This window comes from Halovenus carboxidivorans, from assembly GCF_009831575.1.
In the GTDB taxonomy this organism is placed as follows: domain Archaea; phylum Halobacteriota; class Halobacteria; order Halobacteriales; family Haloarculaceae; genus Halovenus; species Halovenus carboxidivorans.
The window spans coordinates 297,357-312,501 of sequence record NZ_WUUT01000002.1; the positions used below are offsets into that span (position 1 = coordinate 297,357).

The 15,145-nt window shown below is 58.3% G+C and carries 11 protein-coding genes and 1 tRNA gene; 8 read left to right on the forward strand and 4 right to left on the reverse strand.

The genetic code is table 11. The features are described from left to right. Complete coding sequence (locus GRX03_RS06965) at positions 1–879, reverse strand: DnaJ domain-containing protein (protein ID WP_159763481.1); 879 nt, start codon at positions 877–879, stop codon at positions 1–3. Positions 880–921: 42 nt separating this feature from the next. Beyond that, on the reverse strand, positions 922–1,278 hold the full coding sequence (locus GRX03_RS06970) for a hypothetical protein (protein WP_159763482.1): 357 nt from the start codon (positions 1,276–1,278) through the stop codon (positions 922–924). 346 nt (positions 1,279–1,624) lie between these two features. Between GRX03_RS06970 and dinB the strand changes: the two genes are divergently transcribed. The 3 genes from dinB to GRX03_RS06985 all read left to right on the forward strand — a co-directional run bounded on the left by dinB (position 1,625) and on the right by GRX03_RS06985 (position 3,959). Next, positions 1,625–2,830 (forward strand): DNA polymerase IV, encoded by a 1,206-nt coding sequence (gene dinB, locus GRX03_RS06975; RefSeq protein ID WP_159763483.1) that lies wholly within the window; start codon positions 1,625–1,627, stop codon positions 2,828–2,830. A 71-nt stretch (positions 2,831–2,901) separates the two neighbouring features. After that, a complete protein-coding gene (locus GRX03_RS06980) occupies positions 2,902–3,423 on the forward strand; it encodes a helix-turn-helix domain-containing protein (RefSeq protein ID WP_159763484.1) in 522 nt (173 codons plus the stop codon). A gap of 41 nt (positions 3,424–3,464) precedes the next feature. Continuing rightward, positions 3,465–3,959, forward strand: coding sequence for a phosphopantetheine adenylyltransferase (locus GRX03_RS06985; protein WP_159763485.1), 495 nt, complete (start codon positions 3,465–3,467; stop codon positions 3,957–3,959). Here the strand turns inward: GRX03_RS06985 and GRX03_RS06990 are convergent, their stop codons facing one another. Then, complete coding sequence (locus tag GRX03_RS06990; protein ID WP_368278141.1) at positions 3,960–4,268, reverse strand: transcription initiation factor IIB family protein; 309 nt, start codon at positions 4,266–4,268, stop codon at positions 3,960–3,962. 84 nt (positions 4,269–4,352) lie between these two features. On the opposite strand from GRX03_RS06990, the gene GRX03_RS06995 reads away from it, so the two are divergent. The 5 genes from GRX03_RS06995 (at position 4,353) to GRX03_RS07015 (ending at position 10,594) form a co-directional block, all read left to right on the forward strand. Next, a tRNA-Leu gene (locus GRX03_RS06995) sits at positions 4,353–4,437 on the forward strand. A 98-nt stretch (positions 4,438–4,535) separates the two neighbouring features. Then, entirely contained in the window at positions 4,536–5,660 is a 1,125-nt protein-coding gene (locus GRX03_RS07000) for a tyrosine-type recombinase/integrase (protein WP_233739861.1), read from the forward strand. 163 nt (positions 5,661–5,823) lie between these two features. Then, on the forward strand, positions 5,824–6,291 hold the full coding sequence (locus tag GRX03_RS07005) for a hypothetical protein (protein ID WP_159763488.1): 468 nt from the start codon (positions 5,824–5,826) through the stop codon (positions 6,289–6,291). Positions 6,292–6,427: 136 nt separating this feature from the next. After that, positions 6,428–7,153: a hypothetical protein gene (locus GRX03_RS07010; protein ID WP_159763489.1), complete on the forward strand. Its 726-nt coding sequence runs from the start codon at positions 6,428–6,430 to the stop codon at positions 7,151–7,153. A gap of 582 nt (positions 7,154–7,735) precedes the next feature. Next, complete coding sequence (locus GRX03_RS07015) at positions 7,736–10,594, forward strand: hypothetical protein (RefSeq protein WP_159763490.1); 2,859 nt, start codon at positions 7,736–7,738, stop codon at positions 10,592–10,594. 263 nt (positions 10,595–10,857) lie between these two features. Here GRX03_RS07015 and GRX03_RS16530 read toward each other — a convergent pair whose 3' ends face one another. Further along, the gene (locus GRX03_RS16530; RefSeq protein ID WP_201289195.1) at positions 10,858–14,742 is read right to left on the reverse strand and encodes a PAS domain S-box protein; all 3,885 of its coding nucleotides are present in this window, start codon (positions 14,740–14,742) and stop codon (positions 10,858–10,860) included. Positions 14,743–15,145 lie beyond the last annotated feature (403 nt).

Here is a 15,145-nt window from a genome sequence, read left to right on the forward strand (position 1 = left end):
TCAGCGGCTCGTCGGACGAATCGCGACCCAGGTCAACACGGAGAGTCCGAGGGGGAACAGAACCGCCGCGAGCGAGAGGATACCGCGAAGACTGAGTACGGAAACACCGACGACTCCGAAGAGAAGAATCGGAAGCAAAACTGTCCAGATCCCGAAGACGAGAACGCCGACCTGCGGGACGCTCTGCATGAACGCGATCACCAGAACGATACACATCGCGACGGTGAGATTGACGGCGGTCGGAAAGGCCGGAAAGAGCGCACCGAACAGGAGCACTGGATAGATGACGAAGGTCGTCCCGAGGAGAACGATCATCCGCTGTGAGTTGAGCAGTCTCCGCGGCGAGAACATCCCCGGGCCGTCTCCGACCGCGTATGAACTGTCCGTGTTCCAGACCTGATACTCCCCGTCGGTCGACCGCGTCCGTTGCTCGCGACGACGGGTGTCGTACCAGTCGGCGGTGCCCGCCGGGTCGCTGGCGGTCGTCGTCTCTCCCGCTCGGGGCTCGTTGGTAGCCGTACTCCAGCGATGCGCGCTGGTCTGTTGATCGGAGTTCGACGGGCCGGGCTCGCCCTCCGGCGTGGCCGTCTGTCGTGACCGAGACCCATCGCCGTCTGTCTGCGTGGAATCGCTGGAGGGTGTGCTTCCGGGCGTCCGGCTGACGTAGGCTTCGTGGCCGAGTCGGTCGTACCGTTCGCGTTCGGCCGCGTCGGTGAGCACGTCCTTGGCTTCGAGCAGCCGTTTCGTCCGATCCGACGCCGCGTCGTCGTCGCTGACATCCGGATGCGTCTCCTTGATCCGCTCGCGGAACGCTCGCTTGATCTCGGACTCGGAGGCGTCCCGGTCGACGCCGAGGCGTTCGTAGTAATCCTCTGTCACGGCCGTACAGCCCCTAGACGTGTCTGTCGAATAAAAAGACGACTACTCCCGCTCAGATACATCGTCGCCGACGACGGCATCGACAATCTCGTCGGTCTCGGGATCGATCAACAGCCAGAGTTCGTCGTCGGCGATGTCGTCCGCGCGGGCGCGAAACTCCTCCTCGACGGACGTTGCCGGCGGTCTGATGTCGCTGCTGGCGAGTGGCTTCTCGATGCGCATGAGATACTCCTTCTCGCTCACGTCGACGGAGTCCTCGTACCCCTCCCGCTTGGAAGCGATGTACCCGCAGTTCGGACAGGCCCACCCGGAGACGGACTGTTTCAGTTCCGTCACGTAGATGATCTGCAGGTTCGTCCCGCAGTCCGGGCAAGCGATATCGCTCTGTTCGATGGTCATACTCTCACCGGAGGGGATCGACCCAGGGACGGGGTCGCGCCAGCCCCCAGACAGACGAACCTGGTCGGCGTACGCTCGTCCGTCGGTCCGTCGCGTGCCATCTGTGTTCCCGCCACCTCGTGTCGATTACTACTCGATTCGGGACGGTGAAAAGGTTTAAGTGTGGCAAATGTTAACACACACCTGAAGCCCTGGTGAGTGGGGCTTCCGGCGGGAACGACCGCCGAACGGCACGGCCATTGGCACCGCAGTCAAGACAGCGGGCCGCGGCGCTGACCGGCCGGCAGTGCCGCGGTAAGTCTTCGTCTCCGAGAGTCTTTAACCGCACAGCGACGAATAGACCCGTATGGAGCGGGGCCGACTGCCCGGCGTTTCGGCGCCCGAGCAGATTGTCTGTCACGCCGACATGGACTGCTTTTACGCCGCCTGCGAGCGGCTTCGCGAGCCCGCGCTGCGCGGCGAACCCGTCGTGGTCGGCATGGGCTACGAGCCCGGGACGACAAACGGTGCGGTCGCAACGGCCAGTTACGAGGCCCGGGAGTTCGGTGTCGAGAGCGCGCAGGCGATTTCGGAGGCGCTCGAACTGCTCCCCCGGAAGATCGACGCCGCCCGCAACGGCGATTCGGTGGCGGAGGCCGGCTTCTATCGACCGGTCGACATGGAGTACTACGAGTCAGTCGCGGCGGACGTTCGCGAGATTCTCCACGAGCACGCCGAGACGGTCCGCGAGGTCAGTATCGACGAGGCGTACCTGGATCTCACCGACCGGGTCGACTGGGCGGACGTCGAGGAGTTCGGCCGACGGCTCAAAGCCACAATCGAGTCGGAAGTCGGCGTCACGGCGAGTCTCGGTATCGCGCCGACGATGAGCGCGGCGAAAGTCGCGAGCGATCACGACAAGCCCGACGGGCTGGTCGTGGTCGAGCCCGGGGAAGTCCGTGCCTTCCTCGCGGACCTTCCGGTCGAGGACGTTCACGGCGTCGGTCCGGTGACGGCCGCACGCATGCGCGAACTCGGCATCGACGCGGCCGGTGACCTCGCGGCGGCTGATCCGGCCACGCTGGAGTCGGAGTTCGGCGAGCGGGGCCGTCGCGTCCACCGGTTCGCGCGTGGAGAGGACGAACGCGCTGTCGAACCGAAGGGCCGCCCCAAGAGCTTCTCCCGGGAATCCGCGTTTCACGAGCCGACTGACGACGAGACAGCGCAGTACGACCGGATCGAACGGCTGGCGACCGCAGTCGCTCAACGGGCCGAACGGCGGGACGTACTCTACCAGACGATCGGTATCAAGGCGGTCGCGCCGCCGTTCGAGGTGCGGACCCGGGCGAGGTCGTTACCCGGACCCGTCGCGGACGAGGCCCTGCTACAGGAGGTGGCGGCGGAGCTGTTCGGCGAATTTGCCGGCCAGCGACTCAGAAAGGTCGGTGTCCGGGTCTCGAATCTCTCCTTCGGTGCGGACGAACAGCCCTCGCTGTCCGCATTCGGCGGGGACGACGGGGAGGACCCCGACCCGGACGGGCAGCGTCAGCGGTCGTTGACCGAGTTCGAGTGATCGCCCGCTCGCTCCGACCGCGAGACTGAGGCGAGGATTTTTATTAGGGAATCGCGTTCCTCCTACGAGGAATGTCTGCCGACGACACACCAGATGACGATCACGACGCCGACGGAGCGAGGCAGGACGGCTCCGGAGACATGCGCGAAAAGCTCGAAGCGGAAGCGGATCGGGCAATCGAGCAGTTCGACGAGGGCGTCGTTGACTTGCTCTCCTGGATTCTCGAAACTGAGACACGCGCACGCATCTACATTCACCTCCGACAGCACCCAAACAGCACGAGCGACGAAATCGCCGAGGGAACCGGACTGTACCCGAGTACGGTACGGGAGGCGTTGGCGGCGCTCCACGAGGACGACACCGTCCAGCGCTCGAAACGAGAGAGCGACGGAGCCGGAAACAACCCCTACGAGTACAGCGCGGTCCCGCCGAGTGATCTGATCGGCGGCATCGTCGACGACGTACAGGAGCACATGAACGCGGTGTTCAACCTCGACCAGTATCTCGACGGCGACGGTACCGACGACGAACCGATACGGATCACCGTCACCGAGGAAGGTGACGATGCGGAAGACGACGGAGCCGAGACGTAGAATCCGAAGCCACTAAACGTCGAGCTACCGTGCCAGGAGATATGAACGTCGCACTCGGTGGGACGTTCGATCCGGTGCACGACGGGCATCGCGCGCTGTTCCACCGTGCGTTCGAACTCGGTAGTGTGACGGTCGGACTCACCAGTGACGACCTCGCGCCGCGGACCCGTCACGAGGACCGGCCGATCCGGTCGTTCGACCGCCGCAGGCGCGCTCTCGAAGCGGAACTGCGCGAGTTCGCCGCGGAGTACGGCCGCGAGTACACCGTCCGGAAGCTCACGGAGCCGACGGGCATCGCGACCGAACCGCAGTTCGACGTGCTCGTCGTCTCGCCCGAGACGAAAACCGGGGGCAAGCGGATCAACGAGATCCGACGCGACCGGGGTCACGACCCGCTGGAACTCGAAGTGGTCGATCACGTCTACGCCGAGGACGGCGAGATTATCTCCTCGACGCGGATCGTCAACGGCGAAATCGACGAACACGGGAATCTGACGCCGGAACGGGACGGGCGAACGAGCGCCGACCTCCGGTAGTCACCAGCCCGGCGGTTCCAGCCCCGTCGCCTCTAGCTGGTCTTTCCAGTGTTGCTGGACTGCCAGTCGTGAGACGCCGACAGCCTCGGCGACGGCGGTCTGTGAGCGTTGCTCGCCGGCGATGAGCGCGCCGACGTACAGCGACGAGGCGACCCGCGCCCGTTTCGAGCGTTCCGACTCCGGCACCGTCGAGAGGAAGACATCGCGGGCCTGCGTCCGGGCGTCAGTGCCGAGGTCGAGGCTGTCAGCGGCGGTTTCGAGGGCATCCAGCCACTCCGCGTTATCGAGTTCGTCGCTGGCGCGGTACACACCCGGTCTGTTGGGTACGGGGAGATATAAATACTCGCCGGCAAGCGACACGTTCATTTGGCGGGGGTCAGAATGAGAGCATGCGCGCGGGTAACCGAGCCAGGCCAAAGGTGCAGCGCTTAGGACGCTGTCCCGTAGGGGTCCGCCGGTTCAAATCCGGTCCCGCGCACTCAGATCGGGTGTTTCAGACGCCCTTCGGCCTGTTTTCACCTCGGCTGGTAAGAAATGGAACATGAGTTACCCCTGACACTCTCGCGCTGTCCAGAGATGGAGGGTGCGGAGATCGACCTTGATCGTGGTATAGTGGTAATTCCGAAATCGCATGAAGGCTGGCTTAACGACAAGCAACTCATCAACTATAGACAACACAGAGTCCAATTCCTGTCATGGCTGTGGAACGTTGGGAAGGACCCAGAGAGTGCTACCGGCTACTCAGAGTACACAGTGTACGGTAGCGCCTATCGAACCGCGCGTTTCGATAAGTGGCGCTGGGAGCATTGTGGCGGGTACTCGATGCCCCCTTCCGAGGAGGAAGCCCAGGCGTTTGTCGAGTGGCTCGCCTACGAATACGATCAATCGGAAACAGCGAAAGGGAAGCTCCAGGAAGGGGCTATGCGCTACAACAAGTGGCTCCAGCATGAGAAGGGCTACGACGAATGGGAGTACGACTACAAGTTCGATAGCTCCGGTGGGAATCACCAGCCCCAAGACTTCCTGAGCAGAGAAGAACGCCAAAAGATCAGACAGGCGGTCCTCACTATCGGCGAAGTTCCGTCTCCAGGGAACGTGCAAGGTGAGGAACGCGAGGGTTGGCTAACACATCTCGGTCACTTGCTGAACAAACCGAGAGACGCGATTGATGATAGCGATTGGGAGGTGGTCGAAGGTTGGAAAGAGCCATCGCTTGTGAGCGTGAGCCTTGATGCTGGTCTCCGGCCCGCTGAAGTTCGAAAGGCATCTACCCAGTGGGTCGATCTACAGAATGGTGTTCTACGTATTCCGAAAGAGGACTCATCGAAGAACGTCGGAAACTGGACAGTCAGCCTGAAAGACGAAACCACGGCCTATATTGAACGCTGGCTGGATGAACGCGAACGATACGAGAGATACGAAGATACGGATGCTCTCTGGCTCACTGCTCGGGGTAATCGCTACGGGTCCAAGAGCCTACGTCGATTACTTCACCGCCTGTGCGACGAAGCAGGAATAGAAACTGCGAACCGGAAGATGAGTTGGTACACCATCCGTCACAGTGTCGGGACGTATATGGCAAAAGAACGTGGATTAGCGGCGGCAAAAGCACAACTCCGCCATCGTAATCCGATGACGACTATGAAGTATGACCAAGTTCCAGTAGAGGATCGACGAGACGCACTCGACCGGATGGGATAAGAGCAGTTCCTTCGCTTTTCTCATTTTTCTTGTCTCCTAAACAACGGGACTGACAGCACCCGGTGCGGCGCAGAGATGACTCCCCAGCCACGCTACCTTTGTCCACGAAGCTCTCGTTTCAACACTCCCGAAAGTTCTGCTCCTCGGAAAGCTCCTCGAATACATGGTTCTCCAGGCCGTATACGCCAGTATGAGTGTATTCGAGAGCGATGAGCGAACGGACAACCCGACAGTCATCACAGACAGCCTACTCATCCATCCAGAGGATCATGCGGAGTGGATGGACGGGATGCGGACGATCTTCCGCTTACACACGCTGTTGGTTGTTCAGAATCTGGCCACGAAACAGGGAGATCGTGTGAACGGCCGAATGGTCTACCGAGAACTCAACCGGATCTACGAGGACGAGGAGATCTATCGTCAGCGCGTGTACGACGCTCTCGACTGGCACGTTGAGCACAACCTCCTCACCCGGCGAGACATCGGTCCCGGCGGAAAGGTCGTCCACTCGTACCAGTTGACACCCCACGGGAAGGGCGTCTTGAAGCGCCACGCCGAACTGATACTCGGCATGATCAACGGTGAAGACTACGAAACCATCGTCCATGAAGGGCTGGACCTGTCTGAATGACGTAGCAGTCTCCTTGGTTGTTATCAAAGTTCTTATACTATTTCCCGTGCTAACATAACTCACAAAATCGGGGAACATAGCACACCGTGAGCCACAGGTATCGCCTACAGAACAGCCCTGACGAAACCAGCGAACGATGGGAAACGATACGAATCGGACAGACACAGGAGCACCGACAGACCAGTACGAGACGAAGGGGTCACTGAACATGTACCTGGTAGGGTCTACCCTCCAGAAAGCGATCCGGCGAGGTGACCGGGAGCTTGCGGCCTTCTCAGCGTTTGAGCTCCTTCGAAGCGGGATGGACGGATTCTTCCACTCAAGAGTGTCCACCATCCTGCTTGAGGATCTACGTCTGCGGCCAGCAGAGGCGCACCTCCTACCAGCGATCAAGCGCCTCCAGGATATGATGAACGGCGTGTTCGAGGACAACGAAGGGATGCGGATCTCAGCAGGGATGCGAATCGCCTCGCTGATGGCGGAAGCCGAGTCGTCGAGGGAGCTACTCCCGATGAAGAACTGGTGGATCGCCCTCGCGGAAGACCGGCTGGAGGCTATCGAGAACGGTGACGTACCCGAACATAGCTTCCCAATAGACGACAAGCTGGATGAGATCGAGTACGTCGTAGCGGACCAACATACGGCTCGCGGCTCACGCGCGGGCCGAGGGACGGCACACTACCTGATCGAGGCGGCAAGGACGAGCGACCCCTCCAACCTGGAGACTCGGTACAAGCGACTGCTCTTGGAACACGAACTCGGAAAGAACGTTTCGGATGAACAGGTAGAACACTCGATTGAACCCGTTCCAGACGACGAGCCGTGGGAGCACTCGCGGGAGGTTGGCTTCCCAAGGCACTGAATAGCTACGGGGTTGACCCCCCTCGAAATCCGCCCCACTAAAGGATGGTTGCGGCCCGCTGTCGCGTTGGAGCCACTTCTATACACACTCCATTTTGTACGGTCGGTCGTCCCGATGACTCATACAGTCGAAACAGGATAACAAATCGAAAGGCGTGAGAGGGGTAGAGTCTGAGGAATCGATAATTACATGGGTCGGACGGGCCGTTTGCTCTCTCACTTCCAGATCACTGCGCCGAGCCGACCTGAGCGTGAAAACTGGTATTAATAGTCCGTCCCCTTCGTACAGATATGGATACTACCGTGAGCCTAAACGAATCCACACGGGATGCCCTCCAAGCGGTAAAAGAGGAACAGTCACTCCCGCACTACGATGCGACTGTCTCGTGGCTCATCGAGGAGGTGAACAGTAACAACTGATCGGTAGGCTGGAAGCCGCCGAGCATAAGGGAGGGTGCTCGGCGTTCGGAGGCCGATGGGCCAGGCCGTCCGTACTCAATTTTTGGGTCCGGATGGTCTTTGAGGTTTCGCCTCGAACCACGGTTGCTCCGTTCCCAGCCTGTGCTGATTAAATCTATCTACGATGACTGTTCAGAGTTTCAAGAAATATCCATACGAGTGCGAGATTGCCGGAGATCTTTCACTCGTCGTTTCGGCGAAGAATGATGCCGATTGTGTGCTGTCACTCTACAAAGGCGACGAGATGGTAGCAACCAGAGAATGTGATCCAGAGTTCTTCGATCCAGATACTGGATTCGATCGTCAACAGATCCACGCTCTCGGAAAAGAACTGGCACAGTCAGCCGGTATTGGCGAAGAAACCATATTAGAAGGGTTCTCTGGCGCGATTTTTGAAGTCCAGGCGATGCGTGGCTTCCCCGGCCCCCGCCTGGCTCCTATTATCGAACACAAACACCCCGTCGCGTCATGCCCTGCTCCGGGGTGGACAGTAACGCCACTCGATCCTGCTACAAAATGGGAGGAGCTCGAATCCCGCTTCGACGACTGGCTTGATCGCAATGACCTGGAGATTTGGGAAGACGACCCCGGCACGGGGAAAACAACCTCAGCCGCCAAAGCGGCGTCTAACTCTGACCACTCGGTCGTGTTCTATCTCCCGACTCATCGGAACTGTCAGGAATTTCTCGATGAAGACGAGATCCCGAGTGACTACTATCATCTCAAAGGCGCGGGACAACCACGACACAAGTGCTGTATGCGGGCGAAGGTGAATGAGAGCCAGTGTTCAGAACATGACGAGCCTGAAGCGATGTGTCCGATATATGATTTCCCCGAGGAGCACGAAATTCGCCGTGAATACGAGCGGTTGGAACGAGAAGTCGGCGGGATACAAGCTCACCGGGAACTGAATTTGTTTGAGAAGGACTGGCATGGTGATGCGGTCGAGAAATCGCAGACCGATGAAGAACTCGTTGGGAAGTGCAAATGGTTAGAACAGTTCGACGAGCTTGATCGTCTCTCCCACGTTGTCACAGTCCATGCGTATCTCGGCTTGGGACTGCTTGACGAGTTCGAGTGCCACATCATCGATGATCTCCAGAACGAGCCGAGTATCGAACGACAAGTCAGACCGTCACACCTGGAGGAAGTGAGCGAGATATTGAACAGTCTGGCGAAAGACACACAGTCCCCCCTCAGTCCGGTATACGAAGCACTCTATCAGCTCGCCACAGAGATCGAAAACACGTTCGTACAGCGAGGCGGATCGTTGGGGGATCTGTCTCCGGTCTCCTTCGAGATCCCACCGATTGCGAGGAGACATGAGTCATTTAATCATGACCGGCAAGTCGCGGAAGCACTCGCATGGGCAAAACGGGGCTACCTCAAAGACGTGTTCGGGAACCGAAACAACAAAAACTGGGGTCACGTTCCAACGTCGCTTGATTTTCTGCTGATGGCCGCAGGCGAAGTTGATGGTGGCGTGACGAAATCAGCGGCTCGACGAGCGATTGCCAGTTTTCGTGGGCTCACCGACTGTCCCCGATGCGGTGAATCAGCCATTACGCGTCCGGATAGATCACCACCCGACTCAGAGCGGTCCGACATAGACCTTTCCGGACCGGAGCATCGATGTGCCGAGTGTGGATGGGACGAGAATCAAGATCCCCTCATAACCTCGGATACGGATCAAGCCCGAGCTACCGCGTGGCTTCAGCATCCCGATACGGACTCATCTGGTACGCGCTCGTATCTTCAGTTCAGGCAACTCCGCCGACCCGACGAACTTCCTCCGCCTGAGAACACGTTGCTCTTGGACGCAACGCCAACTGTGGCGATGTACAAGCACCTCTTCGATGTCAAGGATGTCCATCAAGAAGGGACCGAGCGGATCGAGTCGAACGCAAACATCACGCAGATCGTCGATGGACAGTATCACCGAGGAACGATCTGTCAGACAGATACTGCTGGGCGAGGAAAGCGAAGACGGCAACGAATCCAGGAGTTTATCGACCGGGAGTGCGAGGAGCACGAAGGCGCGAACGAGGATGGTCCAGATGTTATTTTGGTCGGTCACCAGCGAGCCCGAGAGGAGGGATTCTTCCAGATTCCGTCTAATGCCGAGTGGATCGACTTCTACACAGGCCGTGGTCTCGACCGAAAAAATGCCAAGGCACTAATCGTTATCGGAGCACCGTATCCGAACCCACAAGCACTCTCTCGACTCGCGGAAATGCTGACCGTCGGCAAAGACATCGACCTCGGTAAGGTTGTCCACGATACGGACGAACAAGTCATCGATAAGATGATCCCGACCCATCGTCGCTACCTCTACGATGACGGTGAAGGCAACGGCTATCAGGTAGAGATTAAGCCTCGGTGGGGGCTTCTCGGCGAGCTACTTGAAGATAAACGTGAGCGTGAGATTCACCAGATGCTCCATCGGATTCGACCAGTCCTCGCGGATGACCCGAAGGACATCTATCTCCTAACCAACGTCCCGATTGACGTGCCGATTACGACACTGACTACGATGGAACAACTTCTCAGATGGCGACGAGAGGAGCCGATTACGATCCTCAGGCCCAAGGCACGGGAGATTCTGGATCTCGTCTCGGATCTATATGACTCTCCTCCTCAATCGGAACCGCTGAGCGAGCTCTGGCACATCGACGAGGAGGAGATCAAGACAACAATCAGTGACCTGTATACTCTGTACTGTGAGCGAATCGAAGCGGTGTCGGAGCAATCGATCCGAAACGGGATGAACGACCTCGAAGCGATCGGTCTTGCTGAGCAATCAAGACCAGGTCGATCCTACGTCTACACTCTTCCACGAACTCGCGTCACTCGCATCCAGACCGTCCTCGACAGATCGACTGACCTTTCACTCAAAGAGCGCCAGCAGTTACGCGCAGTCGTTCCCGAGGAAGCCGAATCAGCCGACTGGCTCACCGAAGCTCTCGATTTTGTCAACCGATAATGAGTGAGTCAAACATCCGTTATTAAAAATTCTAATAACGTCTATTTGGTTCAAACCGCTCTGTGGGGGAGGACGGTCTCCATGTGCCAGAGATCTGAATACGGAACCACCGCGCACCTGCTGTCAGGACCGTCTGCTCGGGTAGCGGAGTGCTCGGCTGACGTGTGCGGGGCCGCCGTCGCTGACAGCAGGGTCGGGTGCGAGTTCGGCCTATTCTTCCGTTCGTAAGCCACTCTGGCACGACGGAACCCCGCTTGGAACGGCTATTCGTCGGTGAACTCGACGCCGGTGATCTCGAATCGTGCGCCGCCTTCAGAGCCGTCGGTCACGCGAACGTCCCACCCGTGCGCTTGTGCAACCTGTTTCACGATGCTCAGCCCAAAACCGGTTCCGTCCTCCGAGGTCGAGTAGCCCGCCTCGAACACGTCGTCCCGTTCGTCTTCGGGGATGCCAGGGCCGTCGTCTTCGACGTAGAAGCCGTTGTCCAACTCTCCGACGGTTACAGTCACGTCCTTGCCACCGTGTTCGACCGCGTTCCGCATGAGGTTCTCAAGGAGTTGCCCGAGACGACTCTGGTCGGCCTGAATCCGCCGATCAGTCTCAATCATGAGTGTCGCGTGGTCAGTCGCCACGTTTTGCCAGCAATTCTTTGTGAGGAACCCCAGATTAACCGGCTCCAGGTCACCCACCTGATCCCCTTCACGGGCAAGTGTGAGGAGATCATCAATCAGGGTGTTCATTCGCTCGTGAGCACGACCGACGGCGTCGAGATGCTCGCTGTCGCACTCCTCGCGGGCCAGTTCCAATCGCCCTTCGGCAACGTTCAGCGGATTCCGGAGATCGTGAGAAACGATACTGGCGAACTCTTCGAGCCGTTCGTTCTGACGTTCCAGATCGCTCGTTGCCTGTTTACGTTCGAGTTCGTAACTCACCAACTGACTCATGAGCCGCACGAACGTTCGCTCAGCGTCCGTGAATGGTTCATCACGTGAGCTGTCCGCGGCCAAAAAGACCGTCCCGTAGAGTTCGTCGTTGACTGTGATCTTGGTGCCGATGTAACATCCCAGATCGAATATCCCATAGGCTGGATCGTCAGCCCAGCCCGCCGCGGGTGCGTCCTGAATCTCCAGCAATCCGTCCTGGTCAATCGTTTTGCGACAGTACGACTGCGAGAGCGGGCACGAATCGCCCGGCTGTAATAGCTCGTGATCACCGCTTGCTTCGATGATCGTCTGCGTTCCGTGCTCCTGTCCGCCTCCGGGACGTTCGATGCGAGTCAGGTGCCCATAGGGGAGGTCGAGTTTTTCTGGCCCGAGTTCCAGAACCCGCGTGATTTTCTCGTCCGTGGTCAGCTCCTGATCGGTTGCGACATCGTAGAGACTCTGGAGAAATTCTATTGTCGCCGCGCGTTCCTGTTCCTGTTCTTTGCGCTCGGTGATGTCCCGATAGATCCACAGGTGCCCCTCTCCACCAGGGAGTTCAATCGGTCGGTAACTCCGTTCGAACGTCCGACCATCTGTGAGTGCGAGTTCCTCATTGTCGGTTGACTCTCGCTTCACTACAAGCTCGTTGATCCGTGCAACGAAGTCCTCAGAATCGGTGAACATGTCACTGACCTGCTCGGCCATTTGTTCACAATCCGCGCCAATCACCTCGTCTGGGGCACCGGGTATCTCGAACAACTCGAACAGCCGGTCGTTCACTGCGAGGACGTTCCGCGAGGCGTCTTCAGCAAGGACACCAACGGGAAGTGTCTCGAACAGCGTCGAAAGGAGCGTGTTGGCCTCTTCAAGTTCCTGCTCGCGGGCGCGAAGCTGGCCTGTCCGCTCGACTTGTTCCAGTGCCGCAGTGATGGCATCAGCCAGAATCTCGGCAAACACGACATCTTGCTGATCAAAGGCGGCGGGCGTCTCCGAGCCAGCCAGCAGGATACCATGCTCGCCAAGCGGAACCAAGAGTTCGCTTCTGACTGGTGACTCCGGATTGTAGCGATCAGGATCGTCGTGGACATCGTCAATCGCGAGCGTCTCTCCCTGCTCGTAGACACGCCACGCGATACTGTCACCCTCGGTAAACGTCGGAATCTCGCCGATGAGATCGCGGGTAGCGTCCGTTGCCGCGTCCGGGACGAGCGCCTCCTGGTCGTCGTACAGGTGAATCGCGTTCGCCTCCAGTCTCAGCACGTCACGCGCCGCTTCGACGCCGATCTCGCTGATTTGCTTACGCGTATCAGCGGCAATCAGGTTGTGCATCGTCTGGTTGAGGCCGTTGAGACGGGATTCACGCTCTCTGCGCTCGGTGATGTCCCGGAAGAGACCAACTATCCGGTCAGGCTCGTCTTCCTCCTCGATAATGAGCCCCCGGGCCTCCGCCCAAACTGTCTCCCCCTCGTCGTTGATCATTCTGAACTCCGCATGATAGGGTTCGTCGGTTTCGATGGCTCGGTCAATTGCCGCTTCGACCTGGGGGATGTCATCCGGATGGACGCGTTTGGCGAAGGCTTCGTATGTGCCTTCAAATGACCCGGGCTCAAGTCCAAACGCTCGTTCCAGCGTTTCGTTCCACTCGACTTCGTTAGTGCCTATTTTCCACTCCCAGATCCCCGTTTCTGTCCCCTCAAGCACGAGATCGAGTCGTCGTTTCGTCTCGCGAAGCTCCTGCTCTCGGGCTCTCAACTCGGTGAGGTCGCGGCCGATCCCGGCAATCCCGATGAGTTCTCCCTCGGAATCCGTTAACCGTCGGCTACGGAACTGGTAGGGAATCCGGGTCCCGTCGGCTGTGCGAAGCTCGGCCTCAACCTGGTCCGTTCCAGTCTCGACAGTTGTTTCAATAGAGGCCGTAATCCGTTCGCGTTCGTCTTCGGGGAAGAAATCGAGTGCGTTCATCGCCTCAATCTCTGTCTCCGAATATCCCGTGACTTCCTCCACACGCTCGTTCCACCGCTGGAGATCACCGTCCGGGTTGACTACATAGAAGACATCATCCAACGTATCGAGTGCCTGGGAAATGAACCTCTGCTCCGCTTCGAGTTCGTCCTGTCGTTCGCGTTGTTCCGTGACTTCGACGAAATAAAACGCGATCCCCCCATCGTCTTTCGGATAGACTTCAATGTCGAACCAGCCATCCAGTTGGGAGAAGTACTCGACGAACGATGTCGGCTCTCTGGTTTCCATGACCTCTCGGTACTTCTCCTCGAAGCGGGTCCCTTTCGCTTCCTCGAACACGTCCCAGAAGTCCCGACCGAGGAGGTCATCCTCAGTCATGTCGTAGAGATCTTCAGCTTGCTCGTTGACGAGCGTGAACCGCCAATCAGCATCGACCTCGACGATTGCATCGGTCACCCGCTCGATGATTTCCTCGCGTTTCTGTTTGAGTCGCTGTTGGTCAGTAATATCCTGAAACTGTGAGAAGACGGCGAGGACCTCGCCATCGTCGTCGGTGATGACTCGGTTGTGCCATTCACAGACGATTCGTTCGCCATCTTCTCTAACATTCTCGTTGATACTGTGATAGCCGCCCGCGTTTTCGAGCAGATCAGAGACAACGTCACGTACCGCCGGTCGGTCAGATTCAGGAACAATAGTCTCCCATGATTCTCCAGCCAATGTCTGTTGTTCATACCCGAGAATGTCCTCAGCGGCATCGTTCATGCGGCAGAGTTCGAAGTTGTCATTCCACTCAATGACTCCGAGAGCAGACTGCTCAAAAAACAGATTGAGCCGTTGTTCCCTCTCGGCGAGAGCGGTCTGGGTATGGTATTGTTCGACCGCATTACGGATGCGGTTTGCGAGCACCGTATACTGGCTTGTTCCACTTCCCTTCTGTAGGTAGTCCGTAACACCGGCCGAAATGGCGTCACTGGCAATTTCCTCACTACCCTTGCCCGTATAGAGAATAAACGGTAGATCCGGATGTTCGTCCCGGACGGCTTCGAGGAACTCGATCCCGTTCTGGCCCGGCATGTCGTAGTCAGAGACGATACAGTCGAACTCGTTGTCACGGAGACGGTCCAGCCCTTCGTCAGCACTGGTGGCGGTTTCGATGACGAACCGCTCGTCCTCGCGTTCAATGAAGGTAGCGGCCATGTCCGCGAAATCCGGTTCGTCATCGACGTGTAGTACGCGGGTTGTATCAGGGACTGTACTCATGGTGCCATCAGTTCTCTGACGGTTGTAACGCCCGAGGTATAAGCGTTGACTGGATGGAGATCACGAAACCACGGTCGAAGGTCAGGAAGTAGGTGCTGTGAGTCTGATAAGATCGTGAGTCTCCAACTACAGACACAGGGTACTGGAATGAACTGTTTCGAGAGGTGGAAACGAGAGCACAACTCGACTTTGGGGAGCGTTGCTGAAGCGGTCTCTCCGGGCGTGAATATACATACACAGGCGTTCGTCACTCTGCTGGGTGCGAGAGCAGGGGGCATGAGGACGGAAGCCGCGGCGCACCTGCTGTCAGCGACGTGTGAATTTTTACTATAATCACAGTACATAGAAGGTTAAAGTAATATCATCCGTCTTAGATACTATTATCCCTCTCCCCCTCCTAATA

Bases quoted from the DNA above. Each gene is read 5' to 3' on its own strand.
- GRX03_RS06980 (WP_159763484.1), top strand. From the start codon at position 2,902: ATGTCTGCCGACGACACACCAGATGACGATCACGACGCCGACGGAGCG.
- GRX03_RS06985 (WP_159763485.1), top strand. From the start codon at position 3,465: ATGAACGTCGCACTCGGTGGGACGTTCGATCCGGTGCACGACGGGCAT.
- GRX03_RS06970 (WP_159763482.1), bottom strand. From the start codon at position 1,278: ATGACCATCGAACAGAGCGATATCGCTTGCCCGGACTGCGGGACGAAC.
- GRX03_RS07015 (WP_159763490.1), top strand. From the start codon at position 7,736: ATGACTGTTCAGAGTTTCAAGAAATATCCATACGAGTGCGAGATTGCC.
- GRX03_RS07010 (WP_159763489.1), top strand. From the start codon at position 6,428: ATGGGAAACGATACGAATCGGACAGACACAGGAGCACCGACAGACCAG.
- GRX03_RS07005 (WP_159763488.1), top strand. From the start codon at position 5,824: ATGGTTCTCCAGGCCGTATACGCCAGTATGAGTGTATTCGAGAGCGAT.
- GRX03_RS16530 (WP_201289195.1), bottom strand. From the start codon at position 14,742: ATGAGTACAGTCCCTGATACAACCCGCGTACTACACGTCGATGACGAA.
- GRX03_RS07000 (WP_233739861.1), top strand. From the start codon at position 4,536: ATGGAGGGTGCGGAGATCGACCTTGATCGTGGTATAGTGGTAATTCCG.
- dinB (WP_159763483.1), top strand. From the start codon at position 1,625: ATGGAGCGGGGCCGACTGCCCGGCGTTTCGGCGCCCGAGCAGATTGTC.